The organism is Micrococcus sp. CH7 (assembly GCF_001595485.1).
In the GTDB taxonomy this organism is placed as follows: Bacteria; Actinomycetota; Actinomycetes; order Actinomycetales; family Micrococcaceae; genus Micrococcus; species Micrococcus luteus.
In genome coordinates this window covers 89,608-110,892 of record NZ_LOSQ01000003.1, presented here as the reverse complement: position 1 = coordinate 110,892, position 21,285 = coordinate 89,608, and the positions used below count along the sequence as shown (strand labels likewise).

Here is a 21,285-nt window from a genome sequence, read left to right as displayed (position 1 = left end):
GTTTTCGTTCGGGAAACGGCGGGTCCGGGGCCGCGCCCCGGCCGTCAGAGGCGGCCGTCGCGGATCGCGGCGACGACGCCGTCTGCTGCGTCCTCGATCTGCCGGTACATCTCCTCGAACTGCGGCCGCGGATACCCGTACGGATCGGGGACCTCGCGCACCCCGGCGCTGTCCGCATCCGACGCGAACTCGCCCATCAGGTGGATCCGGTCCCGCTGCTCGTCCGTGGTCGCGAGCCGCCGCGCGTCGGCGAGGTTGGCCTCGTCCATCACGAGGATCAGGTCGGCGTCGTCCACGAGGTCGGCGGACAGCTGCACCCCCACCGTCGGGAACTCGTAGCCCAGTTCGCCGCCGACCTCGCGGGTGAGGTGATGCGGCCGGGCGCCCACGTGCTCGTCGGACGTGCCGGCGGAGGTGACCTCGACGTCGTCGAGACCGGCCTCCGCGAGCTTGCGGTTCAGCACGGCCTCGGCGGCGGGCGAGCGGCAGATGTTCCCCAGGCAGACGGTCATGATGCGCATGGGGCCAGTGTCTCAAGTCCGGTCGGGGGCGGCGGACGACGACGGCCCGCACGCTCGCCTCGTCGCTGGCGGCACGACATCGGGCGCGTCCACGAGTGCTCCCGCTGGGGGATCGCAGGCCTCCGGCGGTGTGTCCCCCCGGTTCCTCGCCGTTTCTCGAACGAAAGCGCGGCCGGCGCCGCCCGTTCCGGCGACGGCGGCGCCCGACGCGCCTGGCAGGATGGAGGCCATGACCGACCAGCCCGAGATGAGCCCCCTGACCGAGCCCGAGCGGGAGTGGGTGCGCGTCCGTCGCGACTTCGCCGCGCAGGAGGGCGTGGACCACCTGGACCTGGACGCGGTCGCCGCGTACTACGACGCCGTGCTGGCCCGCTCGCAGGCGGAGGCCGACGAGCTGGACCCCGAGGAGCTGGCGGTGCTGCTGGACGTCGTCGCGGTGCTGCTCGGCGAGCACCTGGGCGCGCGCCACGGCATGCAGTGGGTGACGGTCGCGGACGAGGAGGGGCCCGCCCTCGCGCTGCGGGACACCCTCTCGGACGCCGTCGTCTTCCCGCAGCCGGTGGTCGGCCAGAGCTGGAACGACCAGGCCACGGGGGAGTGGATGGGCGGGTACGTCGACTGGCTCGGCGAGCAGCTCCAGCAGATCCGGGCCGACGCCGGCGCGCTGCCCGGCGCCTGAGGCGCGGCGGGCACCGGGGCGGCCCGCCGTCGAGGCCACCACCCCGCCGCCCTCCGTGTTGCCCGGATCACGTGCAGGCCGATAGAAACGAACGCATGACCTCCACCCCGGACACCCCGGACAACACCCCCGCCACCCCCTTCCACGACCTCGACGCCTTCACCGCCCTGCCGCGCGTCGCCGGTCTCACCCTCAGCCCGGACGGCGCCCGCCTGGTGACCACCGTCGCCACCCGGGACGCGAAGGGCACCGGCTACGCCACCGCCCTCTGGGAGGTCGACCCCGCGGGCGAGCGCCCCGCCCACCGCCTGACCCGCTCCCGCGAGGGCGAGGCCGGCGCGCAGTTCGCCGCGGACGGCACCCTCTTCTTCACCTCCGCCCGTCCCGACCCCGCCGACGCCGAGGCCGAGAAGCGCAACGCCCTGTGGGCCCTGCCGGCCCGGGGCGGCGAGGCGCGCGTGGTGCTCTCCCGCCCGGGCGGCGTCGCCGCGGTCACGTGCGCCTCCGCGGCGGACCGCGTGGTCGTCACGGCGGACCGGCTGCTCGGTGCGACCACCGAGGCCGAGCACGCGGCCCTCGCGCAGACCCGCAGGGACGCCGGCGTGGACGCCATCCTGCACACCGGCTACCCCATCCGCTTCTGGGACCACGACCTCGGCCCCGCCCGCCCCGAGCTCTTCGTCCTCGAGCCCGGCCCGGACCCGCAGGGCGAGCCCGCCACCGACGCCGACGTCGCCGAGCCCGGCCCCGCCGCCTCCGGCCTGGCTCCCGAGGCCGACGACGTCGCGCACCACCTGCGCCACGTCTCCGGATTCCCGCGTTCCCACGCGTTCGGGATCGGCGCACAGGTGGCCCCGGACGGCTCGTTCCTGCTCACCACGGCCGCCACCGCCGAGGCCCGCGGCAACGTGCGCGAGGGCACGGTGGTGCGCGTGGACCTGGCCACGGGCGAGCACCGCGTCCTGCACGACGTCCCCGGTGAGGACGTGGCCGTCGGCCCCGTCAGCCATGACGGCACGCGCGCCGTCGTCGTCCGCACCCCCGACTCCACCCCGCATTCCGCCGTGCACCCGCGCCTGTACGTGATGGACACGGCCACGGGCCAGACCACGCCCCTGGCCCACGGCTGGGACCGCTGGGCCGACGTCGTCGCGTGGCTGCCGGACGACTCCGCGGTGATCGCGCTCGCGGACTCGGAGGGTCGCCGCCCGGTGTTCCGCATCGAGGTGGTCACCGGCGCCGTCGCGCAGGTGACCCGGGAGGACGAGGCGTGGACCGACATCGTGCTCTCCCCGGACGGGGCCACGGCCTACGGCGTCCGCTCCTCCTACCTGTTCCCGCCGGAGGTGGCGCGGATCGACCTGGCCACGGGCGAGACCACGCGCCTGCCGAACCCCGTGGAGCGCCCCGCGATCCCGGGCACCCTCGAGGACGTGGAGACCGTCGCCGAGGACGGCACGCACGTGCGCGGCTGGCTCGTGCTCCCCGAGGGGGAGGCGCCGGCCGGCGGTCACCCGCTGCTGCTGTGGATCCACGGCGGGCCCCTGGGCTCGTGGAACGCGTGGAGCTGGCGCTGGACCCCGTGGATCATGGCGGCGCGCGGCTACGCGGTGCTGCTGCCGGACCCGGCGCTGTCCACGGGCTACGGCCAGGACTTCATCGAACGCGGCTGGGGCCGCTGGGGCCAGGCGCCCTACACGGACCTGATGGCGCTCACGGACGCCGTCGTGGCGCGTGAGGACGTCGACGGCGACCGCACCGCCGCCATGGGCGGCTCGTTCGGCGGCTACATGGCGAACTGGGTGGCCGGGCACACCGACCGGTTCCGGTGCGTGGTCACGCACGCCTCGCTGTGGGCGCTGGACGGCTTCGGCCCGACGACGGACGCCGCGTTCTACTGGGCCCGCGAGATGGACGAGCAGATGCAGCAGGAGAACTCTCCGCACCGGTTCGTGGGCGAGATCGTCTCCCCGATGCTCGTCATCCACGGCGATAAGGACTACCGCGTGCCGATCGGCGAGGGGCTGCGCCTGTGGTCGGACCTGCTGGCGAAGTCCGGGCGGCCGGCCGCCGCGGACGGCACCACCGACCACCGGTTCCTCTACTTCCCCCACGAGAACCACTGGATCCTCGCCCCGCAGCACGCGAAGGTCTGGTACGAGGTCGTCCTCGGCTTCCTGGGCGAGCACGTCCTCGGCGACAGCGCCCCGACGGCCCCGGAGACGCTGGGACTGACGCGGCCGTCGTCGACGGCGGGCTGAGTCGCCGGGCCCGGTGCCGCGCATCGTGACGGGCGGCTGAACCTCTCCGATCAGCCGCCCGTCACCGGCTGTTCACCGGACGGGCCGGCTGTGGCCGGAGGGGGGCCACCCGGCCGACACCCGGATCTGGCCCACTGGAGCGGTCATCCCCCTCCCGGAAAGGACCGTTCCATGACCTCCGTCCGTCGTCACGCCGCCCGCGGCCTCGTGGCCCTCGCCGCCGCCGTCGCCGTCAGCGCCCCGCTGGCCGCCCCGGCCGTCGCCGCCCCCGCCGCAACGGAGACCCCGGCCGCCGCGCAGTCCGTCACGGGCAAGCCCGTGGTGCGTCCCGACGTCGTGGGTCATCGTGGTGCCTCCGGCTACCGCCCCGAGCACACCCTGGCCGCCTACGAGCTGGCCGCCGCCCAGGGCGCGGATGTGATCGAGCCGGACCTGGTCTCCACCAAGGACGGCGTGCTCGTGGTCCGCCACGAGAACCTGATCGACGGCACCACGGACGTCGCCCAGCGACCCGAGTTCGCGGACCGCAGGACCACCAAGGTCGTCGACGGCGTGGCCCTCACCGGCTGGTTCACCGAGGACTTCACCCTCGCCGAGCTCAAGACCCTGCGCGCCAAGGAGCGCCTGCCGCAGGTCCGCCCCGAGTCCGCGTCCTACGACGGCCGGTACCAGGTGCCCACCTTCGAGGAGGTGCTCGAGCTGCGGGAGCGCCTCTCGGCCCGGCACGGCCGCGAGATCGGCGTCATCCCCGAGATCAAGCACCCCACCTACTTCGACTCCATCGGCCTGTCCATGGAGGAGCGCGTCGTCGAGCTGCTCGACGAGCACGGCCTGAACAAGCGCAACGCCCCCGCCACCGTGCAGTCCTTCGAGCTCGCCAACCTGCGCGATCTCAACGAGAACCTCGGCCTCAAGGCCGAGACGGTGTTCCTCTCCAGCGTCACCGGCGCGCCCTATGACTCCGTGGCCGCCGGCGACGGGCTCCGCGACTACGACTTCTACGAGACCGCCGCGGGCATGCGCGAGGTCCGCGCGGACGGCGTCGACACGCTCGGCCCGGCCTTCGCGCAGATCATCACCAAGGAGAAGGACGGCTCGATGGGCGAGGAGACCGCGTTCGTCTCCCTCGCCCACCGCGCGGGCCTCGAGGTGGTGCCGTACACCTTCCGCGCCGAGAACCAGTTCCTCTACACGGAGTTCCGCTCCTCCACGGACCCGAACGCGCGGGGCGACATGGTCGGCATGATCCAGCCGTTCCTCGACGCCGGCATCGACGGCTTCTTCACCGACCACCCCGACCTCGGCGTGCAGGCCGTGGACACCTGGATGCAGGGCAAGAAGGAGCACCCGGGCCGGGGCGTCGGCAAGACCGCCCAGCGGGGCCTGAAGGTGCGCTGACCCCGTCCCGACCGGAGACGATCCCGGCGGACCCGAGGTCTTCCGGCACGTCCGTCGCGGTGCTTACCTTGGCCCTCAGGACCGGTGGACCCGGTGACGTGGACGGCCAGAAGGGCTGGCCATGAGGGGCCGCCGACCCGGACGAAGGAAGGCACAGCATGACGACGAACACGCCGAAGAACGCCCACGGCTCCTCAGCCGAGGGCCGTGACGCCAAGGACCAGGCGAAGGACAAGGCCCAGCAGGCCGCGGGCGAGGCCCAGGGCCAGGCGAAGGCCGTGGCCCAGGACGCCAAGGACAAGGCCCAGGACCTCGCGGCCACCGCCAAGCACGAGGCCGGCCAGGTGAAGGACGAGGCCGCTGACCAGGTGCAGTCGCTGGTCGGCTCCGCCCAGGAGCAGGTCGGCGCGCAGGTGCAGACCCAGCAGGAGCGGTTCGCGGGCCAGGTGCGCAGCTACACCGACGACCTGCACCGCGTGGTCTCCGGTGAGCAGCCGCAGACCGACCTGGTGCGCCAGGGCGTCGCCTCGGTGGCGGACCGTGCCGAGGCCCTGACGCAGCGCCTGGAGACCGCTTCCCCGCAGGACCTGCTGCAGGACGTGCGCGGCTTCGCCGCTCGCCGTCCGGGCACGTTCCTGGCCCTCGCCCTGGGCGCCGGGCTGGTGGCCGGTCGACTGACGCGCGGCATCCGCGACGCCGCCCAGCCCGACTCCGCCGCCTCCACCGCGCCGCGCCGTCACACGGCCCGTCCGGACGCGGTGCACGCGGACGTGACCCCGCACCACCTGGACTCGCAGGCCCCGGCCTACTCGAGCGATTCGCTCTCCCAGGCCGACGGCCGCGTCGCGGACGGCGCCGGGCCCCGCCGCGCGGCCGGCGTCGGGGACACCCCGTATGGCACGCAGGCGCCGGTCCAGCAGGGCCTGACCGCCGAGCGGCCGTTCGACCAGACCCGGCCCGGGGGTGACGCATGAGCACCGCCCACGAACCGTTCCGCGACGCGACGCCGCACTCCGGCGCGCACACCCCGCCGCCCACGCAGGCGGAGTTCCGTGCCGAGCACGAGAGCCTCGGCGAGATGTTCCAGAGCCTGTCGGCCAAGCTGTCGACGCTGGTCAGCCAGGAGATCGCCCTGGCCAAGGCCGAGGCCACCGAGTCCGCGAAGAAGGCCGGCAAGGGGGCAGGCCTGCTGGCCGGCGCCGCCGTCGGCGGCTTCTTCCTGCTGATGTTCCTGTCCCTGGCCCTGATGCACCTGCTCGACGTATTCCTGCCGATCGGCTGGGCCGCGTTGATCGTGGCCGTGCTGTGGGGCGTCGTCGCGGCCGTGCTGGCCGTACAGGGCAAGAAGGACATCGAGAAGATCAAGGGTCTGCCGCAGACCCAGGAGACGCTTCAGGAGATCCCCGAGACCCTGAACCCCGCGAAGGAGACGCGATGACCACGAGCAACAACCCCGACGAGATCCGCGCCGACATCGAGCGCACGCGCCGCGAGCTCGGCCAGGACGTGGACGCCCTCGCCGAGAAGGTGAGCCCCACGAAGGCCGTGTCCCGGCAGACCAACCGCATCAAGGACGGCTTCATCCACGCGAAGGAGAACATCATGGGCTCCCCGGAGCAGCACCGCCACGAGCCCTCGCTGGGCGATCGCGCCCACGCGGTGGTCGACGACGCCCGGGCCTCCGCGTATGACGCGGCCGGCCAGGCCCAGGACCGCCTGGGCGACGCCGGCGACCGGGTGTCCGAGTGGGCCGACGACGCCCAGCACGCCCTGCACCAGGCCCCGGCTCAGCTGCGCGGCCGCACCGCGGGCAACCCGCTGGCCGCCGGGCTGATCGCCTTCGGCGCCGGCCTGCTGCTCAGCTCGCTGATCCCCGCCTCACGCGTGGAGCAGCGCGCCGCGGAGGGCCTCAAGGAGCAGGCCGCCCCGCTGGTGGACGAGGCCAAGCAGGCCGCCCAGCAGCTGCGCGAGGACCTCGAGCCCGCCGCCCGCGAGGCCGCCGGGAGCGTGAAGGAGTCGGCTGCCGAGGCCGCTTCCCACCTCAAGGAGCAGGGCACGGACACGGCGCAGGACCTCAAGGCGGAGTCCCAGGACGCCGCCCGCCAGGTGAAGGACACCGCGAAGGACGCCTGAGCCCGACCCGAGCACGACGCCGGCCGGTCCCGTTGACGGGACTAGCCGGCGTCGCGCGTTTGGGGCCGAATCCGGCCCGCGGCTCAGGCCTTGGACCAGATGCGCGTGGTGAGGCGGAAGTCCTCCCCGAGGCCCCGTGCCTAGACTCGGAGGGTGACCCCTCTCGACCGCGTCCCCGACCAGCGCCCCGTCCCCGCCGGCACCGGCCTGACCCTCGAGGACGCCCTCCCCGCTCCCGTGACGGCCGAGGCCGACGGCGTCTCCGCGCGCCCGCGTCTGGCCCGGACCGTCGCCGAGATGCGCTCCGCTCTCCGTGAGCTCGTCGCCCACGCCACGGACGACGGCGACGCCGAGCCCGTCACCGTCGGCCTGATCCCCACGATGGGCGCCCTCCACGGCGGCCACGCGGCCCTGGTGCGGCGGGCCCGCGCCGAGAACGACGTCGTCGCGGTCAGCATCTTCGTGAACCCGCTCCAGTTCGGCGATCCGGCCGACCTGGAGCACTACCCGCGCACCCTCGACGCGGACCTGGACCTGCTGGCGGCGGCGGGCGCCGATGTCGTGTTCGCCCCGGACGTGCAGGAGATGTACCCGGGCTACCCGGACGCGCCGATCGTCACCGTCTCCGCCGGCCGCATGGGGGAGGTCCTCGAGGGCGCCTCCCGCCCGGGCCACTTCGACGGCGTGGCCACCGTCGTGGCGAAGCTGTGGAACATCGTGCGCCCGGCGGTGCCGGTCCTGCGCAGCTACTTCGGCCAGAAGGACGCGCAGCAGCTCACCGTCCTGCGCCGCCTGGCCACGGACCTGGACATCGACGTCGACGTCCGCGCTGTGCCCATCGTCCGCTCGCCCGAGGGCCTCGCGCTCTCCAGCCGCAACACCCGCCTGGACGCCGCGGGCCTGGAGCACGCGCTCGTCCTCAGCCGCGCCCTGCGCTCCCTGGCCGACGCCGCGGCGGCCGGTGAGCCCGTCGACGTCCAGGCCGCGCGCCGGATGGTCGAGGACGAGCCGGGCGTCGAGCTGGACCACCTCGTGGTGGTGGACCGGGACACCTTCGCCGAGCTCGGTCCGGAGCTGCTGTGCCAGCCGCTGCGCCGCGAGGCCCTCGCCCTCGTGGCCGCGCACGTGCCGCCCGTCCGGTTGATCGACACCATGGTGCTGCCCGCCGTGGGGCCGCTGCCGTGACCCCGGAGCGTCTCGCCGCCGCCTTCGACGGCCCCTCGCCCGCGCTCGCCGCGACGCTGCTGGGGTGCCGGCTGACCGTCGTCGCCCCGGACGGCGCCGTCACCGTGCGGCTGACCGAGACCGAGGCGTACGGGAACGCGGGCGCGGACCCCGGTGCCCACTCGTTCCGCGGTCGCACCGAGCGCAATGCCGCGCTGTTCGGGCCGCCGCGGCGCACGTACGTGTACCTGAACTACGGCATCCACCGCTGCCTGAACCTGGTGGGCCACCCCGAGGGGGAGGCCGGCGGTGTGCTGCTGCGTGCGGCCGAGGTGCTCGCGGGAGGGGACCTCGCGGTGGCCCGCCGTGGCCGGGACACCGGCCTCAAGCTGCTCTCCGGGCCGGGCAACCTCGGCCAGGGCCTCGGCATCACCCTGGAGATGGGCCACGCGCCCGTGGAGATCGTCGCCGCGCCGCCGGAGGTGTCCGACGACGGCGGCACCCCGGCCCGCCTCGCCGCGCCGGCCGCACCCGCCCGCTTCCTCCTGGCCCCGCCCGCGCCCCGCGATCCGGCCGAGCCGCCGATCGAGGTCGTGACGGGCCCGCGCGTCGGCGTCTCGGGGGAGGGCGGCTCCGTGCGCTTCCCGTGGCGGTTCAGCGTTGCCGGCCACCGCAGCGTGTCCGCGTTCCGGCGTGGGCGCAATGTGCCGGACTGACCCCCAGACCTTGTCGGCCGCCCCGGCCCCGTGCCTAGGTTGATCCCATGACCGAGATGAACAAGACCGCCCACGGCGAGACCCAGCAGACCGTCACCCGGACCATCGACGCGTCCGCCAAGGACGTGTTCGACTTCCTGACCCTGCCCGCGAACCACGCGAAGTTCGACGGCTCGGGCATGGTGCAGTCGGACGACAAGACCCAGCGCATCCAGAAGGTCGGCGACGTGTTCACCATGAACATGCACGCGGAGCACATGGGTGGCGACTACCAGACGGACAACCACGTGGTCGCCTACGACCCGAACAAGCTGGTCGGCTGGAAGACCGCCCCCGCCGGCACCGAGCCCAAGGGCTGGCAGTGGGTCTACCGGCTCGAGGACAACGGCTCCGGCAGCACGGACGTGTCCCTCACCTACGACTGGACCGACGTGACCGACCCGGAGCTGCTGGAGAAGAACCTCTTCCCGATGGTCTCCGAGGAGCAGATGGAGGAGTCGCTCGCGAAGCTGGCCGCCGAGGTCGGCTGAGCCCCCGCCTCCCGACGGCGGCCCCCGGGCCGGCCGTCCCCACGACGACGGGCACGCACCCGACCAGGGTGCGTGCCCGTCGTCGTGTCCGGTGTCACGGCTAGAGTGCCGTGCGAGACCGTCCCACCCCCCACGTCCAGGAGGATCCGCCGTGACCGCCACCGCCGAGCCCGAAGTCCCGTCGCCGCGCGAGGACCTGTACCGCCACGTCAACACCGGGTGGTTGGACACCCACGAGATCCCCGCGGACCAGGGCGCCTACGGCGCGTTCCTCGAGCTGCGGGACGCGGCCGAGCTCGCCGTCCGGCACCTGTGCGAGGACGCCGTGCGCGAGGTCGGGGCGGGCTTCGACCCCGCCCAGGCGCGCGTGCAGGCCACGGCCGCGGCCGGCGCGCACCGGGACGCCCCGCTCGCGCCGCTGGATGCGGAGGACACGGAGGGCATGGAGCATCCGGAGCTCAAGCGCCGGATCGCCGCGCTGTACGCCTCCTTCATGGACGACGAGACCGTGGAGGCCCGCGGCCTCGAGCCGATCGCCTCGGACCTGGCGGCGGTGGCCACCGTGACCACCCCTGCGGAGCTGCTCACCCTCTCCGGGCGACTGCAGCGTCAGGGCGTCTCCGGCCTCATCAACACCGGCGCACTCAACGACGCCGGGAACCCGGACCGCATGCTCCTGCACCTGCTCCAGGGCGGCCTGGGCCTGCCGGACGAGTCCTACTACCGGGACGAGGCCTACGCCGAGATCCTCGCGCAGTACACCGAGCACACCGGCCGCCTGCTGACGCTGGCCGGGATCGGCGCGGACCGGGACGAGGCCGCCGCGCTGGGCGTCCGGGTGGTGGAGCTGGAGAAGCGCATCGCCGCCCTGCACTGGGACCTGGTCCGCAGCCGGGACGCCGTGGCCCGCTACAACCCCATGACCCACGACCGGCTGACGGAGCTCTTCCCCCTGGCCGACGCGTGGCTCGAGGGCGTGGACGCCGCCGGCGAGCGCGCCGCGGAGGTCGTGGTGTGGCAGCCGGACTTCCTCTCCGGTGTGCAGGGGCTGCTCGAGGGACCCGAGGCCGCCGACCTCGAGGACTGGCGTCACTGGCTGATCCTGCAGGTGCTGCGCTCCTTCGCCGGCTTCCTGCCGGACGCGTTCGTGCAGGAGAACTTCTCCTTCTACGGCCGCCGCCTGGCCGGCACCGAGGAGGTCCGCCCCCGCTGGAAGCGCGCGGTCGCGTTCGTCAACGGGGCGGCCGGCGAGGACGTGGCGCAGCTCTACGTGGCCCGCCATTTCCCGCAGGGCCACGTGGCCGCGATGGACGAGCTCGTGGGCCTGCTCCAGGAGGCCTATCGCCGGTCCATCGAGGAGCTCGAGTGGATGGGCGAGGAGACCCGTCAGCGGGCGCTCGAGAAGCTGGCGATGTTCCGCCCCATGGTGGGCTACCCCTCGAAGTGGCTGGACTACTCCGCCCTCGAGGTCCACGCCGGCGACCTGCTGGGCAACGCCCGCTCATCCTCGGAGCTCGAGTGGGAGCGGGACCTGCGCAAGATCGCGGACGGGCCGGACCCGGAGGAGTGGCACATCACGCCGCAGACGGTGAACGCGTACTACTCCCCGCTCGAGAACGCGATCGTCTTCCCGGCCGCCATTTTGCAGCCCCCGTTCTTCGACCCCGAGGCCTCGATGGCCGCGAACCTGGGGGCGATCGGCGCCGTGATCGGCCACGAGATCGGCCACGGCTTCGACGACCAGGGCTCGCGGTACGACGGCGCCGGTCGGCTCGAGGACTGGTGGACCGAGGAGGACCGCGCGGCGTTCACCGAGCGCACCTCCCGGCTGGTGGCCCAGTACAACGCGCTCTCCCCGGCCGAGGCCCCGGACCACCGCGTCAACGGCGAGTTCACCCTGGGGGAGAACATCGGCGACCTCGGCGGCCTGGGCATCGCCCACCGCGCCTTGGAGATCTGGCGGGACGAGGGCGACGGCGCCTCCCTCGACGCCGCGGCGGGGGACCGCGAGTTCTTCACCGCCTGGGCCACCGTGTGGCGTCAGCTCACGCGACCGGAGGCCATGGTCACCCGCATCGCCTCGGACCCGCACTCGCCCAACGAGTTCCGCTGCAACCAGGTGGTCAAGAACATCGACGCCTTCCACGAGGCGTTCGGCACGCGCGAGGGGGACCCCATGTGGCTGGCCCCGGAGGAGCGGGTCACCATCTGGTGATCCCACCCGCCGGCCGGGCCTCGCGGCTCCGGTCGGCGGCTCACTCGGACTCGGCCGGGTCCTGCATCCGGGTCTGGCGCTCGGCGGCCAGCCGGTCCAGCAGGCGCGTCAGCGTCCGGATGTCCTCGCGGTCCCAGCGCGCCAGGTCGTCGCGCAGCCCGCGACCCGCCGGGCCGCCGCGCACCGCGTCGAGGCGGGCGAGCCCCTCGGGGCTGGCGCTCAGGAGGGCGGAGCGGCGGTCCCGCGGGTCCGGCTCTCGGGTGATCAGCCCGGCGGCCTCGAGGTCGCGGACCATGCGGGAGACCTGGGCGCGGTCCACCAGCAGGCCCTCGGCCACGGCCGAGGGCGTCATGGTCCCCTCGTTGGCCAGCATCATGAACGCCTTCATCGCCCCGACGGACAGGGCCGGGCTGAGGGCCGCCGCGTAGCGGACCATCACCTGGCGGTGCTGCAGGACCAGACGCGAGAACGCCTGCTCGAGCCCCTGGACGGCGGCCTCGAAGCCCGCGTCGTCGCCGCCTCTGCCCGGGTCCGGGGCGCCGTCAGCCACGGCGGGCCCGGACCAGCGCGGTGACGACGGCCGCCAGCAGGGCCGTCCCCGCCACGGCCAGCGCCGCGGGGACGACGGGCCGGCCGGCCACCGGCGACGCCGTCGCCGGGCGCTCGGCCGCCACCGCCCGGGACTCCTCCGGGTCCTCGGCGGGATGCTGCCCCTGCGCCGCGGTCACCACGGGGATCGGACCGGTCGCGGGCAGCGTCTGCATGGCCTCGGCCGTGGAGTGGGTGGCCAGGTCGGCGCGGGTGGCGTGGAGGCGCTCGGAGGTGGTCATGCGACCCAGCGGGATGTTCGGCAGGAACAGGATCGCGATCAGCGCGACGATTGCGAGGGGCACGCCCACGAGGAACGCGTGGGAGATGCCGGTGGCGTAGACGTCCTCGAAGATCGAGCGCAGGCCGTCGGGCATCTCCGCCACGCGTGGCAGGGTGCTGGACTGCAGGCTCTCGGACCACTCGGCGGCGTCCGGGCCCAGGCTGCGCAGGGCCGCGGCGAGGTCCGCGCGGCGCTCCTCGATGCGGTCCGGGACCACGTTGGACACCACGGCGCCCATCACGGCGACGCCGATGCTGCCGCCCAGGGTGCGGAAGAAGGTGACGCCGGAGCTGGCGACGCCCATCTGCCGCGGGTCCGTGGTGTTCTGCACCACGAGCACGAGGTTCTGCATGGTCATGCCGACGCCGGCGCCGAGCAGGAACATGTAGAGGGACACCAGCCAGAAGGAGGTGTCGTAGTGCAGGGTGCCGAGCAGGGCGGTGCCGGCGATCAGCAGGACGGCGCCGATCACGAGCCAGCGCTTCCACACGCCGGTGCGGGTGATGAGGCCGCCGATCACCGTGGAGGACACGAGCAGGCCGAGGATCATCGGGATGGTCATGAGGCCGGCCTGGGTCGGCGTCGCGCCGCGGGCCAGCTGCATGTACTGGGCCAGGTAGACGGAGGAGCCGAACATGGCCAGGCCCGTGGCGATCGAGGCGATCGTCGCGAGGGTGAAGGTGCGGTCGCGGAAGAGGGTGAGCGGGATGAGCGGCTCGGCGACGCGCAGCTCGGTCACGACGAACAGGACGGTGGCGACGGCGACGCCGCCGAGCATCCACGCGGTGGTGGTGCTGGCCCAGTCGAAGTCGCGGCCGGCGCTGGTGACCCAGATCAGCAGCAGCGCAGTGGCCGCGGTCAGGAACACGATGCCGAGGTAGTCGATGGACACCTTCTGGCGCTCGCGTTGCGGGAGGTGGAGGGTGCGCTGCACCATCACCAGGGCGACGACGGCGAAGGGCACCGCCACGAAGAAGTTCCAGCGCCAGCCCCACAGGTCGGTGATCACGCCGCCGGCGAGCGGGCCGCCCACCGTGGCCACGGCCATCACGGCGCCGAACAGGCCCATGTAGCGGCCGCGCTCACGCGGGCTGATGATGTCCGCCATGATCACCTGGCTGAGGGCCACCAGGCCGCCGCCGCCCAGTCCCTGGACCGCGCGGCACGCGATCAGGAAGGTCGGATCGTGGGTGAACCCGGCCGCCGCGGAGGCGGCGACGAAGATCGCCAGGGCGACCTGGAAGAGGACCTTGCGGTTGACGAGGTCGGCCAGCTTGCCCCAGATCGGGGTGGCGATGGCCGTGGCGAGCAGGGCCGAGGTGATGACCCAGGTGTAGGCGGTCTGGTCGCCGCCGATGTCGTGGATGATCACCGGCATCGAGGTCGAGACCACCGTGTTGGCGATCATCGAGACGAACATGCCCAGCAGGAGGCCGGTCAGGGCCTGGAGCACGGAGCGGTGGCGCGCGGCGTCGGCGGCGGCGCGCTCGAGCGAGGGGGCGCCGGCCGGCGCGACGGCCTCGGGGGCGGGGGAGGTTGGGGTCATGGGGTCCTTCGGCGGGAGGGGCGGCGCGGTGATTGACATGAGTCAATGATTGACGAGAGTCAATCATAAGGGGCGTCGGACCGGGCCGCACCCGCCGTCCGCGGTTAGCCTGGTCACGCCGGACGACGCCCCGTCCTCCCCGCCCCGATCCGAGAGTGAGGCCCCGCCGTGACCCCCCGTTTCCTGCTCATGACCCGCCTCCCTGAGCCCGGGCTCGGGATGCTGCGCGAGGCCGGAGAGGTGGTGGACGGCGCCGACGTCGGAGGGGACGCCGCGCTCGCGCGGCTGGTGGCCTCGGGGGACTACGACGTCGTCGTCGCGGCCCTGGACCAGAAGTTCACCGCCGACGTGCTCGCCGACGCGCGGATCAGGGGCATCGCCAACTACGCGGTCGGCTACAACAACGTGGACGTGGCCGCCGCGACGCGGCGGGGGATCGCCGTCGGCAACACCCCGGACGTGCTCACGGACGCCACCGCGGACATCGCGATGCTCCTGATCCTCGGGGTGACCCGCCGCGTCCACGAGGGCGAGCGGATGGTGCGCGAGGGGCGCTTCCACGGCTGGGCGCCGGACCTGCTCGTGGGCCGGGACGTGCGCGGCGCGACCCTGGGCCTGGCCGGTTTCGGGCGGATCGGCAAGGCGGTGGCCGAGCGTGCGCTCGTCTTCGGCATGGACGTCGTGTTCGCGCCGCGGCCGCCCGCGCACCGGGAGGTCGCGGCCGCGGAGCTCGGCGACCTCGCCGGCCGCGTCCGTCAGGTCCGCTGGGAGGAGCTCGTCGAGGTCGCGGACGTCCTGTCCCTCCACGTGCCCCTGACGGACGACACCCACCACCTCGTGGATGCAGACGTGATCGCGAAGATGAAGGACGACGCCGTCCTCGTCAACACGGCCCGCGGCCCCGTGGTGGACGAGGCGGCCCTCGTCACCGCCCTGCGCGAGGGGCGGCTCTTCGGCGCCGGTCTGGACGTCTACGAGGACGAGCCCGCCCTCGCCCCGGGCCTGGCCGAGCTGGAGAACGTGATGCTCCTGCCGCATCTGGGCTCCGCCACCCGGGACACCCGCGCCGCGATGGCCGAGCTGGCCGCGCGCAACGCGATCGCCATGGCCACGGGCGCGGAGGTCCCGGCCCTCGTCAACCCCGAGGTGCGCGGCTGACCGGCGGGGCGCCGTCGGTAGACTCGGGAACCGTGACCACCGAGAACTCCGCCTCCGCCGCCGTCGACCACCACGATCAGCAGGCCGTCCGCGCCGCCAAGCGTGAGCAGCTGCTCGCCTCGGGCCGCGAGGCCTACCCCGTGCAGGTGCCGCGCACCCACGCGCTGGCCGAGGTGCGTGAGCGGTTCGACGGCCACGAGCCTGACTGGGCCTCGGGCGAGACCGTGTCGGTGACCGGGCGCGTCGTCTTCCTCCGCAACACCGGCAAGCTCTGCTTCGCCACCCTGCAGGAGTCCGGTGCGGACGGGGAGGCCGTCCGCCTCCAGGTCATGGTGTCCCTGGCCGCCGTCGGTGAGGAGTCCCTGGCCGAGTGGAAGAAGGTCGTGGACCTGGGCGACTTCCTCTCCGTCACCGGCGAGGTGATCGTCTCGCGCCGCGGCGAGCTGTCCATCATGGCCTCGGCGTGGGAGATGGCCTCCAAGGCGCTGCGCCCCCTGCCCGTGCTGCACGCGGACCTGAACGAGGAGACCCGCGTCCGCCAGCGCTACGCGGACCTGATCGTGCGCGAGGAGGCCCGCCGCATGGTCTACACCCGGGCCAAGGTCACCTCGGCGGTGCGGCGCACCCTCGAGGGCCACGGCTACGTGGAGGTGGAGACCCCGATGCTCCAGCTGGTCCACGGCGGCGCCCTCGCACGTCCCTTCGAGACGCACCTCAACGCGTTCGACCAGCCGATGACCCTGCGCATCGCCACCGAGCTGTACCTCAAGCGCGCCGTCGTCGGCGGCATCGACCGCGTGTTCGAGATCGGCCGCGTGTTCCGCAACGAGGGCGTGGACTCGACCCACTCGCCCGAGTTCACCACCCTCGAGTCCTATGAGGCGTGGGCGGACATGCACGTCATGGCCGAGCGCATGCAGGAGATCATCCTCAACGCCGCGGACGCGGTGGGCGCCGGGCGTCGGCTCGAGACCGCGAAGGGCGTCATCGACCTCGACGGCGAGTGGGCCTGGGTCGCCGTGTACCCGGGGCTGTCCGAGGCCGTGGGCCGCGAGATCACCCCGGACACGGACGCCGAGACGCTGCGGGCGATCGCCGCGGAGCACGAGGTCAAGGTGGACCCCGCGTGGGACGCGGAGAAGCTCGTGATCGAGCTGTTCGGTGAGATCGTGGAGCCCACCCTGATGAACCCCACGTTCGTGTACGACTACCCGCCGGCCGCCCAGCCGCTCGCGCGCCCGCACCGCTCGGAGGACCGGGTCATCGAGGCGTGGGACCTGATCATCGGCGGCATGGAGCGCGGCACCGCGTTCTCCGAGCTGATCGACCCCGTCATCCAGCGCGAGCGCCTGACCGCCCAGTCGGCGATGGCGGCCGCCGGCGACGACGAGGCCATGCAGCTGGACGAGGACTTCCTGCGCGCCCTCGAGTACGGCGCCCCGCCCATGGGCGGCATCGGCCTGGGCATCGACCGCCTGGTGATGCTGTTCACGGACGCCGGCATCCGCGAGACCATCCTCTTCCCGCTGCTCAAGCCGGAGGCCTGACATGGCCGACTTCTGGGACTACTTCTCCGTCCTCGCCCCCTCGATCGGCCTCGGGCTCATCTTCTGGCTGGTGATGCGCTCCCTGCTGCGTTCGGACACGGGTGAGCGCGAGAGTCAGGCCCGCCGGCTCTCGGGCGCGGACGCGCGGGCGGCCCGCGAGGAGGCCGAGGCCCGTGAGTGGGCGGCCCGACGCCGAGCCGAGGGAGGGCCGGAGGCCGATCCGGAGGACCGCGCCCGGTGAGATTCCTTCCCCGGCGTTGAAGAATCCTTCTGCCCGGCTTTGTTGCGGTATTCTTGAATCACCACAAGTGCACGGCCGGAATCGTGAGCACGCGGGAAAGAAGCCCGAGAGCGAAGACCGGAACCCAGGGACACGCGCACGAGAGAAGAAAGTGGGAATCACCGTTGGCACAGAAGGTAGAAGTGGTCCTCGTGGATGATCTTGACGGTTCGCCTGCAGATGAGACCGTGAACTTCGCATTGGACGGTCGCAATTACGAGATCGACCTGTCGAAGGAGCACGCCGCGGAACTCCGTGAGTTCCTGAAGCCCTACATGAAGAAGGGCCGCGCCGTGGCGCCGCCGTCGCCCAAGGTCGAGGCCGCCCAGATCCGCAAGTGGGCGGCCGAGAACGGCTACGAGGTCTCGAGCCGGGGCCGTCTGCACCGCGACGTGGTGGAGGCCTACCGCAACGCGAAGCGCAAGTGAGCGCCCCGCCCGGGTGCGTCGAGGAATCGGCGTCCCCGGGGCTCGTTCCGGCCCCTCCCGACGACGGCCGGGCCGCTTCTCCCGCTGGCGAACAGCCGCGCGGCACGCGGTCCGGGTGCGTAGTGTCGACCACGACCGTACGCAAGGAGTGTGCCCATGTTCGAGAGATTCACCGACCGCGCCCGGCGGGTGGTCGTGCTCGCCCAGGAAGAGGCGCGCATGCTCAACCACAGCTACATCGGTACCGAGCACATCCTGCTCGGTCTGATCCACGAGGGTGAGGGCGTCGCAGCCAAGGCACTGGAGTCCATGGACATCTCCCTGGGCGCCGTGCGAGAGAAGGTGCAGGAGGACATCGGCCAGGGCCAGCAGAACCCGCCCGGCCACATCCCCTTCACGCCGCGCGCCAAGAAGGTGCTCGAGCTGTCCCTGCGCGAGGCGCTGCAGCTCGGCCACAACTACATCGGCACCGAGCACATCCTGCTCGGCCTGATCCGCGAGGGCGAGGGCGTGGCCGCCCAGGTGCTCGTGCAGCTCGGCGCGGACCTGAACCGCGTCCGTCAGACGGTCATCCAGCTGCTCTCCGGCTACCAGGGCGGCGCCCAGGGTGGCAAGGAGACCGCCGGCGCCGGGGTGGGCCAGGGCGGCGAGGCCGGCCAGAACGCCGGCTCCGTGGTGCTGGACCAGTTCGGACGCAACCTCACCGCGGCCGCGCACGACGGCAAGCTGGATCCCGTCATCGGGCGTGCGGGCGAGATGGAGCGCGTCATGCAGGTGCTCTCCCGCCGCACCAAGAACAACCCCGTGCTCATCGGCGAGCCCGGCGTCGGCAAGACCGCCGTCGTCGAGGGCCTGGCCCAGGCGATCGACCGCGGCGACGTCCCGGAGACGCTCAGGGACAAGCAGCTCTACTCGCTGGACCTCGGCTCCCTCGTGGCCGGCTCCCGCTACCGCGGCGACTTCGAGGAGCGCCTGAAGAAGGTGCTCAAGGAGATCCGCACGCGCGGGGACATCATCCTGTTCATCGACGAGATCCACACCCTCGTCGGGGCGGGTGCGGCCGAGGGCGCGATCGACGCCGCCAGCATCCTCAAGCCGATGCTGGCCCGCGGTGAGCTGCAGACCATCGGCGCCACCACGCCGGACGAGTACCGCAAGCACATCGAGAAGGACGCCGCGCTCGAGCGCCGCTTCCAGCCGATCCAGGTCGCCGAGCCGTCCGTCGAGGACGCCACGGAGATCCTGCGTGGCCTGCGGGACCGCTACGAGGCACACCACAAGGTCTCCATCACGGACGGTGCGCTCAAGGCCGCCGCCGGCCTGGCGGACCGCTACGTCTCCGACCGGCACCTGCCGGACAAGGCCATCGACCTGATCGACGAGGCCGGCGCGCGTCTGCGCATCCGTCGCATGACCGTGCCGCCGGAGATCAAGGCCTACGAGTCCCGCATCGCGGAGGCGCGCACCCAGAAGGAGGCCGCCATCGACGGCCAGGACTTCGAGGGCGCCGCCCGCCTGCGCGACCAGGAGCAGCAGCTCGAGGACGAGCGCCGCGAGAAGGAGCAGGCGTGGCGCACCGGTGCGGACGCCGACGTCGCCACGGTGGACGAGGACCTCATCGCCGAGGTGCTCTCCAAGTCCACCGGCATCCCGGTGTTCAAGCTCACCGAGGAGGAGACGGACCGCCTGCGCAACATGGAGGAGGAGCTCCACCGCCGCGTGATCGGCCAGGACGAGGCGATCAAGTCCCTGTCCCGCGCCATCCGCCGCACCCGCGCGGGCCTGAAGGACCCGAACCGCCCCTCGGGGTCGTTCATCTTCGCCGGCCCCACCGGCGTCGGCAAGACGGAGCTGGCCAAGTCCCTCGCGGAGTTCCTCTTCGGGGACGAGGACGCGCTCATCACGCTGGACATGTCCGAGTTCCAGGAGAAGCACACCGTCTCGCGTCTGTTCGGTGCCCCTCCCGGCTACGTGGGCTACGAGGAGGGCGGCCAGCTCACCGAGAAGGTCCGCCGCCGTCCGTTCTCCGTGGTGCTGTTCGACGAGGTGGAGAAGGCCCATCAGGACCTCTTCAACTCCCTGCTGCAGATCCTCGAGGACGGTCGCCTGACCGACTCGCAGGGCCGTGTGGTGGACTTCAAGAACACCGTGATCATCATGACCACGAACCTCGGCACCCGGGACATCTCCAAGGGCGTCATGACCGGCTTCCAGTCGGCCACGGACACCACCACCGGGTACGAGCGGATGAAGGGCAAGGTCAAGGAGGAGCTGCGCCAGCACTTCCGCCCCGAGTTCCTCAACCGTGTGGACGACGTGATCGTGTTCCCGCAGCTGCAGAAGCACGAGATCGTGCAGATCGTGGACCTGTTCATCTCCCGCCTCGGCAAGCGCCTGGCGGAGCAGGACCTGTCCATCGAGCTCACCCAGTCCGCCAAGGACCTGCTCGCGGACCGCGGCTACGATCCGGCCATGGGCGCCCGCCCGCTGCGCCGCACCATCCAGCAGATGGTGGAGGACCAGCTCTCGGAGAAGATCCTCTTCGGCGAGATCCCGGCCGGCTCCCTCATCACCGTGGACGCCACGGGCGAGGGGGAGGGCGCCGAGCTGACGTTCGCGTTCTCCGGCGGCCGGGAGGCCCTGGAGGGCGCGGAGCTGGCCGAGCTCGAGTCCGGTGCCGGCGATCCGGTGGACGCCGACCGCTCCGTGTGACCTGCGGGGCCTGACCCACGACGCCGGACCGCGTGTCCGGTGCCCACGGCCCGTCGCCCCTCCCCTCGGGGAGGGCGCGGCGGGCCGTCGTCGTGCCCCCGCGGGGACGCCGAGGCCGAGGTCCGCGACACCGCCGCTGGCATCAAGGACGGCCTCTCCACGGACCGCTGAACCGGCCCGCCTCCCCGCAGGCACGAGAGGGGTTCCCTCGCGGCGGGATCGGTGCCACTGTGGTCTGTGACCGCTCGACGGTGGTCCTGTCTCCGCCTCGACCCGGCGCTCGCCGGGACGGCTGCGGAACAGCCCCGAGAAGAAGGAGGCCGCCCATGGGTATCGGTGACCTGAACAACCTCGCAAACCAGCACTCGGACAAGATCGACGAGGCCGTGGACAACGCTCAGGAGAAGCACGGCGACAAGCTCGGCGAGCACGGCGACACCGTGAACAAGGGTGTCGACGGCGCGCAGGAGAAGTTCCTGTCCGGGGACGAGGGCGAGCAGCAGGCCTGAGCCTGCCGTCGACGCCGCGGGAACCCCCGCCCGGTCCGCCGGGACGGGGGCTCCCGTCTGTCCGGGGTCGGGATGTCCGTGCCTAGACTGGACCCCATGCCTGCCGACCGCCCCCTCACCCTCCGCTCGGCGCGGACCCAGGACGTCCCGGTCATCCAGGCGCTCGTGGAGCCGCTGGCGCGGGAGCGCGTGCTGCTCCAGAAGGAGGCTGTGGCCTACTACGAGGCCATCCAGGAGTTCGTGGTCGCCGAGGAGGCGGACGGGACCCTGGCCGGCTTCGGCGCCCTCCACGTGATGTGGCAGGACATCGCCGAGGTCCGCACCCTCGCCGTCTCGCAGGCCCACCGGGGGACCGGCGTCGGGCACCTGATCATCGAGGAGCTGCTGGACCGTGCGCGGGCCGTGGGCGTCGAGCGGGTCTTCTGCCTGACCTTCGAGGTCGAGTTCTTCCGCCGGCACGGTTTCGAGGTGATGGCGGACCAGTCCGCCGTGGACCCGGAGGTCTACGCGGAACTGCTGCGCTCCACGGACGAGGGCGTCGCCGAGTTCCTGGACCTCGCCCGGGTCAAGCCGAACACGCTCGGCAACACGCGGATGATCCGCCGCCTCTGAGCCGC

General features: G+C 72.8%; 20 protein-coding genes. 17 read left to right on the top strand and 3 right to left on the bottom strand.

From position 1 onward, the window contains the following. Positions 1-44 precede the first annotated feature (44 nt). On the bottom strand, positions 45-521 hold the full coding sequence (locus AUV08_RS01270) for a low molecular weight protein-tyrosine-phosphatase (protein WP_061866860.1): 477 nt from the start codon (positions 519-521) through the stop codon (positions 45-47). A 229-nt stretch (positions 522-750) separates the two neighbouring features. On the opposite strand from AUV08_RS01270, the gene AUV08_RS01265 reads away from it, so the two are divergent. The 10 genes from AUV08_RS01265 to AUV08_RS01220 all read left to right on the top strand — a co-directional run bounded on the left by AUV08_RS01265 (position 751) and on the right by AUV08_RS01220 (position 11,617). After that, entirely contained in the window at positions 751-1,200 is a 450-nt protein-coding gene (locus AUV08_RS01265; protein WP_061866859.1) for a DUF3806 domain-containing protein, read from the top strand. A gap of 95 nt (positions 1,201-1,295) precedes the next feature. Then, positions 1,296-3,461: an alpha/beta fold hydrolase gene (locus AUV08_RS01260; RefSeq protein ID WP_061866858.1), complete on the top strand. Its 2,166-nt coding sequence runs from the start codon at positions 1,296-1,298 to the stop codon at positions 3,459-3,461. Between the two features lie 171 nt (positions 3,462-3,632). After that, positions 3,633-4,859 carry a glycerophosphodiester phosphodiesterase gene (locus tag AUV08_RS01255; RefSeq protein WP_061866857.1) on the top strand — a complete coding sequence of 409 codons (1,227 nt, stop codon included), beginning with the start codon at positions 3,633-3,635 and terminating at the stop codon, positions 4,857-4,859. 158 nt (positions 4,860-5,017) lie between these two features. Beyond that, entirely contained in the window at positions 5,018-5,833 is an 816-nt protein-coding gene (locus AUV08_RS01250; protein WP_061866856.1) for a hypothetical protein, read from the top strand. Next, positions 5,830-6,297: a phage holin family protein gene (locus AUV08_RS01245; protein WP_036314802.1), complete on the top strand. Its 468-nt coding sequence runs from the start codon at positions 5,830-5,832 to the stop codon at positions 6,295-6,297. The genes AUV08_RS01250 and AUV08_RS01245 overlap by 4 nt, the downstream gene beginning before the upstream one ends. Further along, positions 6,294-6,992 carry a DUF3618 domain-containing protein gene (locus AUV08_RS01240; protein WP_061866855.1) on the top strand — a complete coding sequence of 233 codons (699 nt, stop codon included), beginning with the start codon at positions 6,294-6,296 and terminating at the stop codon, positions 6,990-6,992. Before AUV08_RS01245 ends, AUV08_RS01240 begins: the two co-directional genes overlap by 4 nt. Positions 6,993-7,145: 153 nt before the next feature. Then, positions 7,146-8,177: a pantoate--beta-alanine ligase gene (panC, locus tag AUV08_RS01235; protein ID WP_061866854.1), complete on the top strand. Its 1,032-nt coding sequence runs from the start codon at positions 7,146-7,148 to the stop codon at positions 8,175-8,177. Further along, positions 8,174-8,872: a DNA-3-methyladenine glycosylase gene (locus AUV08_RS01230; RefSeq protein WP_061866853.1), complete on the top strand. Its 699-nt coding sequence runs from the start codon at positions 8,174-8,176 to the stop codon at positions 8,870-8,872. The genes panC and AUV08_RS01230 overlap by 4 nt, the downstream gene beginning before the upstream one ends. Positions 8,873-8,919: 47 nt before the next feature. Further along, positions 8,920-9,402, top strand: a complete 483-nt coding sequence (locus AUV08_RS01225) for an SRPBCC family protein (protein WP_036314813.1) — start codon at positions 8,920-8,922, stop codon at positions 9,400-9,402. Between the two features lie 151 nt (positions 9,403-9,553). Next, positions 9,554-11,617, top strand: coding sequence for a M13 family metallopeptidase (locus AUV08_RS01220; RefSeq protein WP_061866852.1), 2,064 nt, complete (start codon positions 9,554-9,556; stop codon positions 11,615-11,617). A 40-nt stretch (positions 11,618-11,657) separates the two neighbouring features. Here the strand turns inward: AUV08_RS01220 and AUV08_RS01215 are convergent, their stop codons facing one another. Beyond that, positions 11,658-12,167 carry a MarR family winged helix-turn-helix transcriptional regulator gene (locus AUV08_RS01215; protein WP_036314817.1) on the bottom strand — a complete coding sequence of 170 codons (510 nt, stop codon included), beginning with the start codon at positions 12,165-12,167 and terminating at the stop codon, positions 11,658-11,660. Then, positions 12,160-14,034 (bottom strand): MDR family MFS transporter, encoded by a 1,875-nt coding sequence (locus AUV08_RS01210; protein WP_061866869.1) that lies wholly within the window; start codon positions 14,032-14,034, stop codon positions 12,160-12,162. Before AUV08_RS01210 ends, AUV08_RS01215 begins: the two co-directional genes overlap by 8 nt. Positions 14,035-14,202: 168 nt before the next feature. Between AUV08_RS01210 and AUV08_RS01205 the strand changes: the two genes are divergently transcribed. The 7 genes from AUV08_RS01205 to AUV08_RS01175 all read left to right on the top strand — a co-directional run bounded on the left by AUV08_RS01205 (position 14,203) and on the right by AUV08_RS01175 (position 21,280). Beyond that, entirely contained in the window at positions 14,203-15,192 is a 990-nt protein-coding gene (locus AUV08_RS01205) for a D-glycerate dehydrogenase (protein ID WP_061873060.1), read from the top strand. Between the two features lie 32 nt (positions 15,193-15,224). Then, the gene (gene lysS, locus AUV08_RS01200) at positions 15,225-16,739 is read left to right on the top strand and encodes a lysine--tRNA ligase (protein WP_061867594.1); all 1,515 of its coding nucleotides are present in this window, start codon (positions 15,225-15,227) and stop codon (positions 16,737-16,739) included. A 1-nt stretch (position 16,740) separates the two neighbouring features. Continuing rightward, positions 16,741-16,980, top strand: a complete 240-nt coding sequence (locus tag AUV08_RS01195; protein ID WP_002856071.1) for a hypothetical protein — start codon at positions 16,741-16,743, stop codon at positions 16,978-16,980. A gap of 164 nt (positions 16,981-17,144) precedes the next feature. Next, positions 17,145-17,447, top strand: coding sequence for an Lsr2 family protein (locus AUV08_RS01190; RefSeq protein WP_036314827.1), 303 nt, complete (start codon positions 17,145-17,147; stop codon positions 17,445-17,447). Between the two features lie 156 nt (positions 17,448-17,603). Next, positions 17,604-20,159, top strand: a complete 2,556-nt coding sequence (locus AUV08_RS01185) for an ATP-dependent Clp protease ATP-binding subunit (RefSeq protein ID WP_061867595.1) — start codon at positions 17,604-17,606, stop codon at positions 20,157-20,159. A 326-nt stretch (positions 20,160-20,485) separates the two neighbouring features. After that, positions 20,486-20,668, top strand: coding sequence for an Rv0909 family putative TA system antitoxin (locus AUV08_RS01180; protein WP_061867596.1), 183 nt, complete (start codon positions 20,486-20,488; stop codon positions 20,666-20,668). Positions 20,669-20,764: 96 nt separating this feature from the next. After that, positions 20,765-21,280, top strand: a complete 516-nt coding sequence (locus tag AUV08_RS01175) for an amino-acid N-acetyltransferase (protein ID WP_061867597.1) — start codon at positions 20,765-20,767, stop codon at positions 21,278-21,280. The last annotated feature ends 5 nt before the right edge of the window (positions 21,281-21,285 follow it).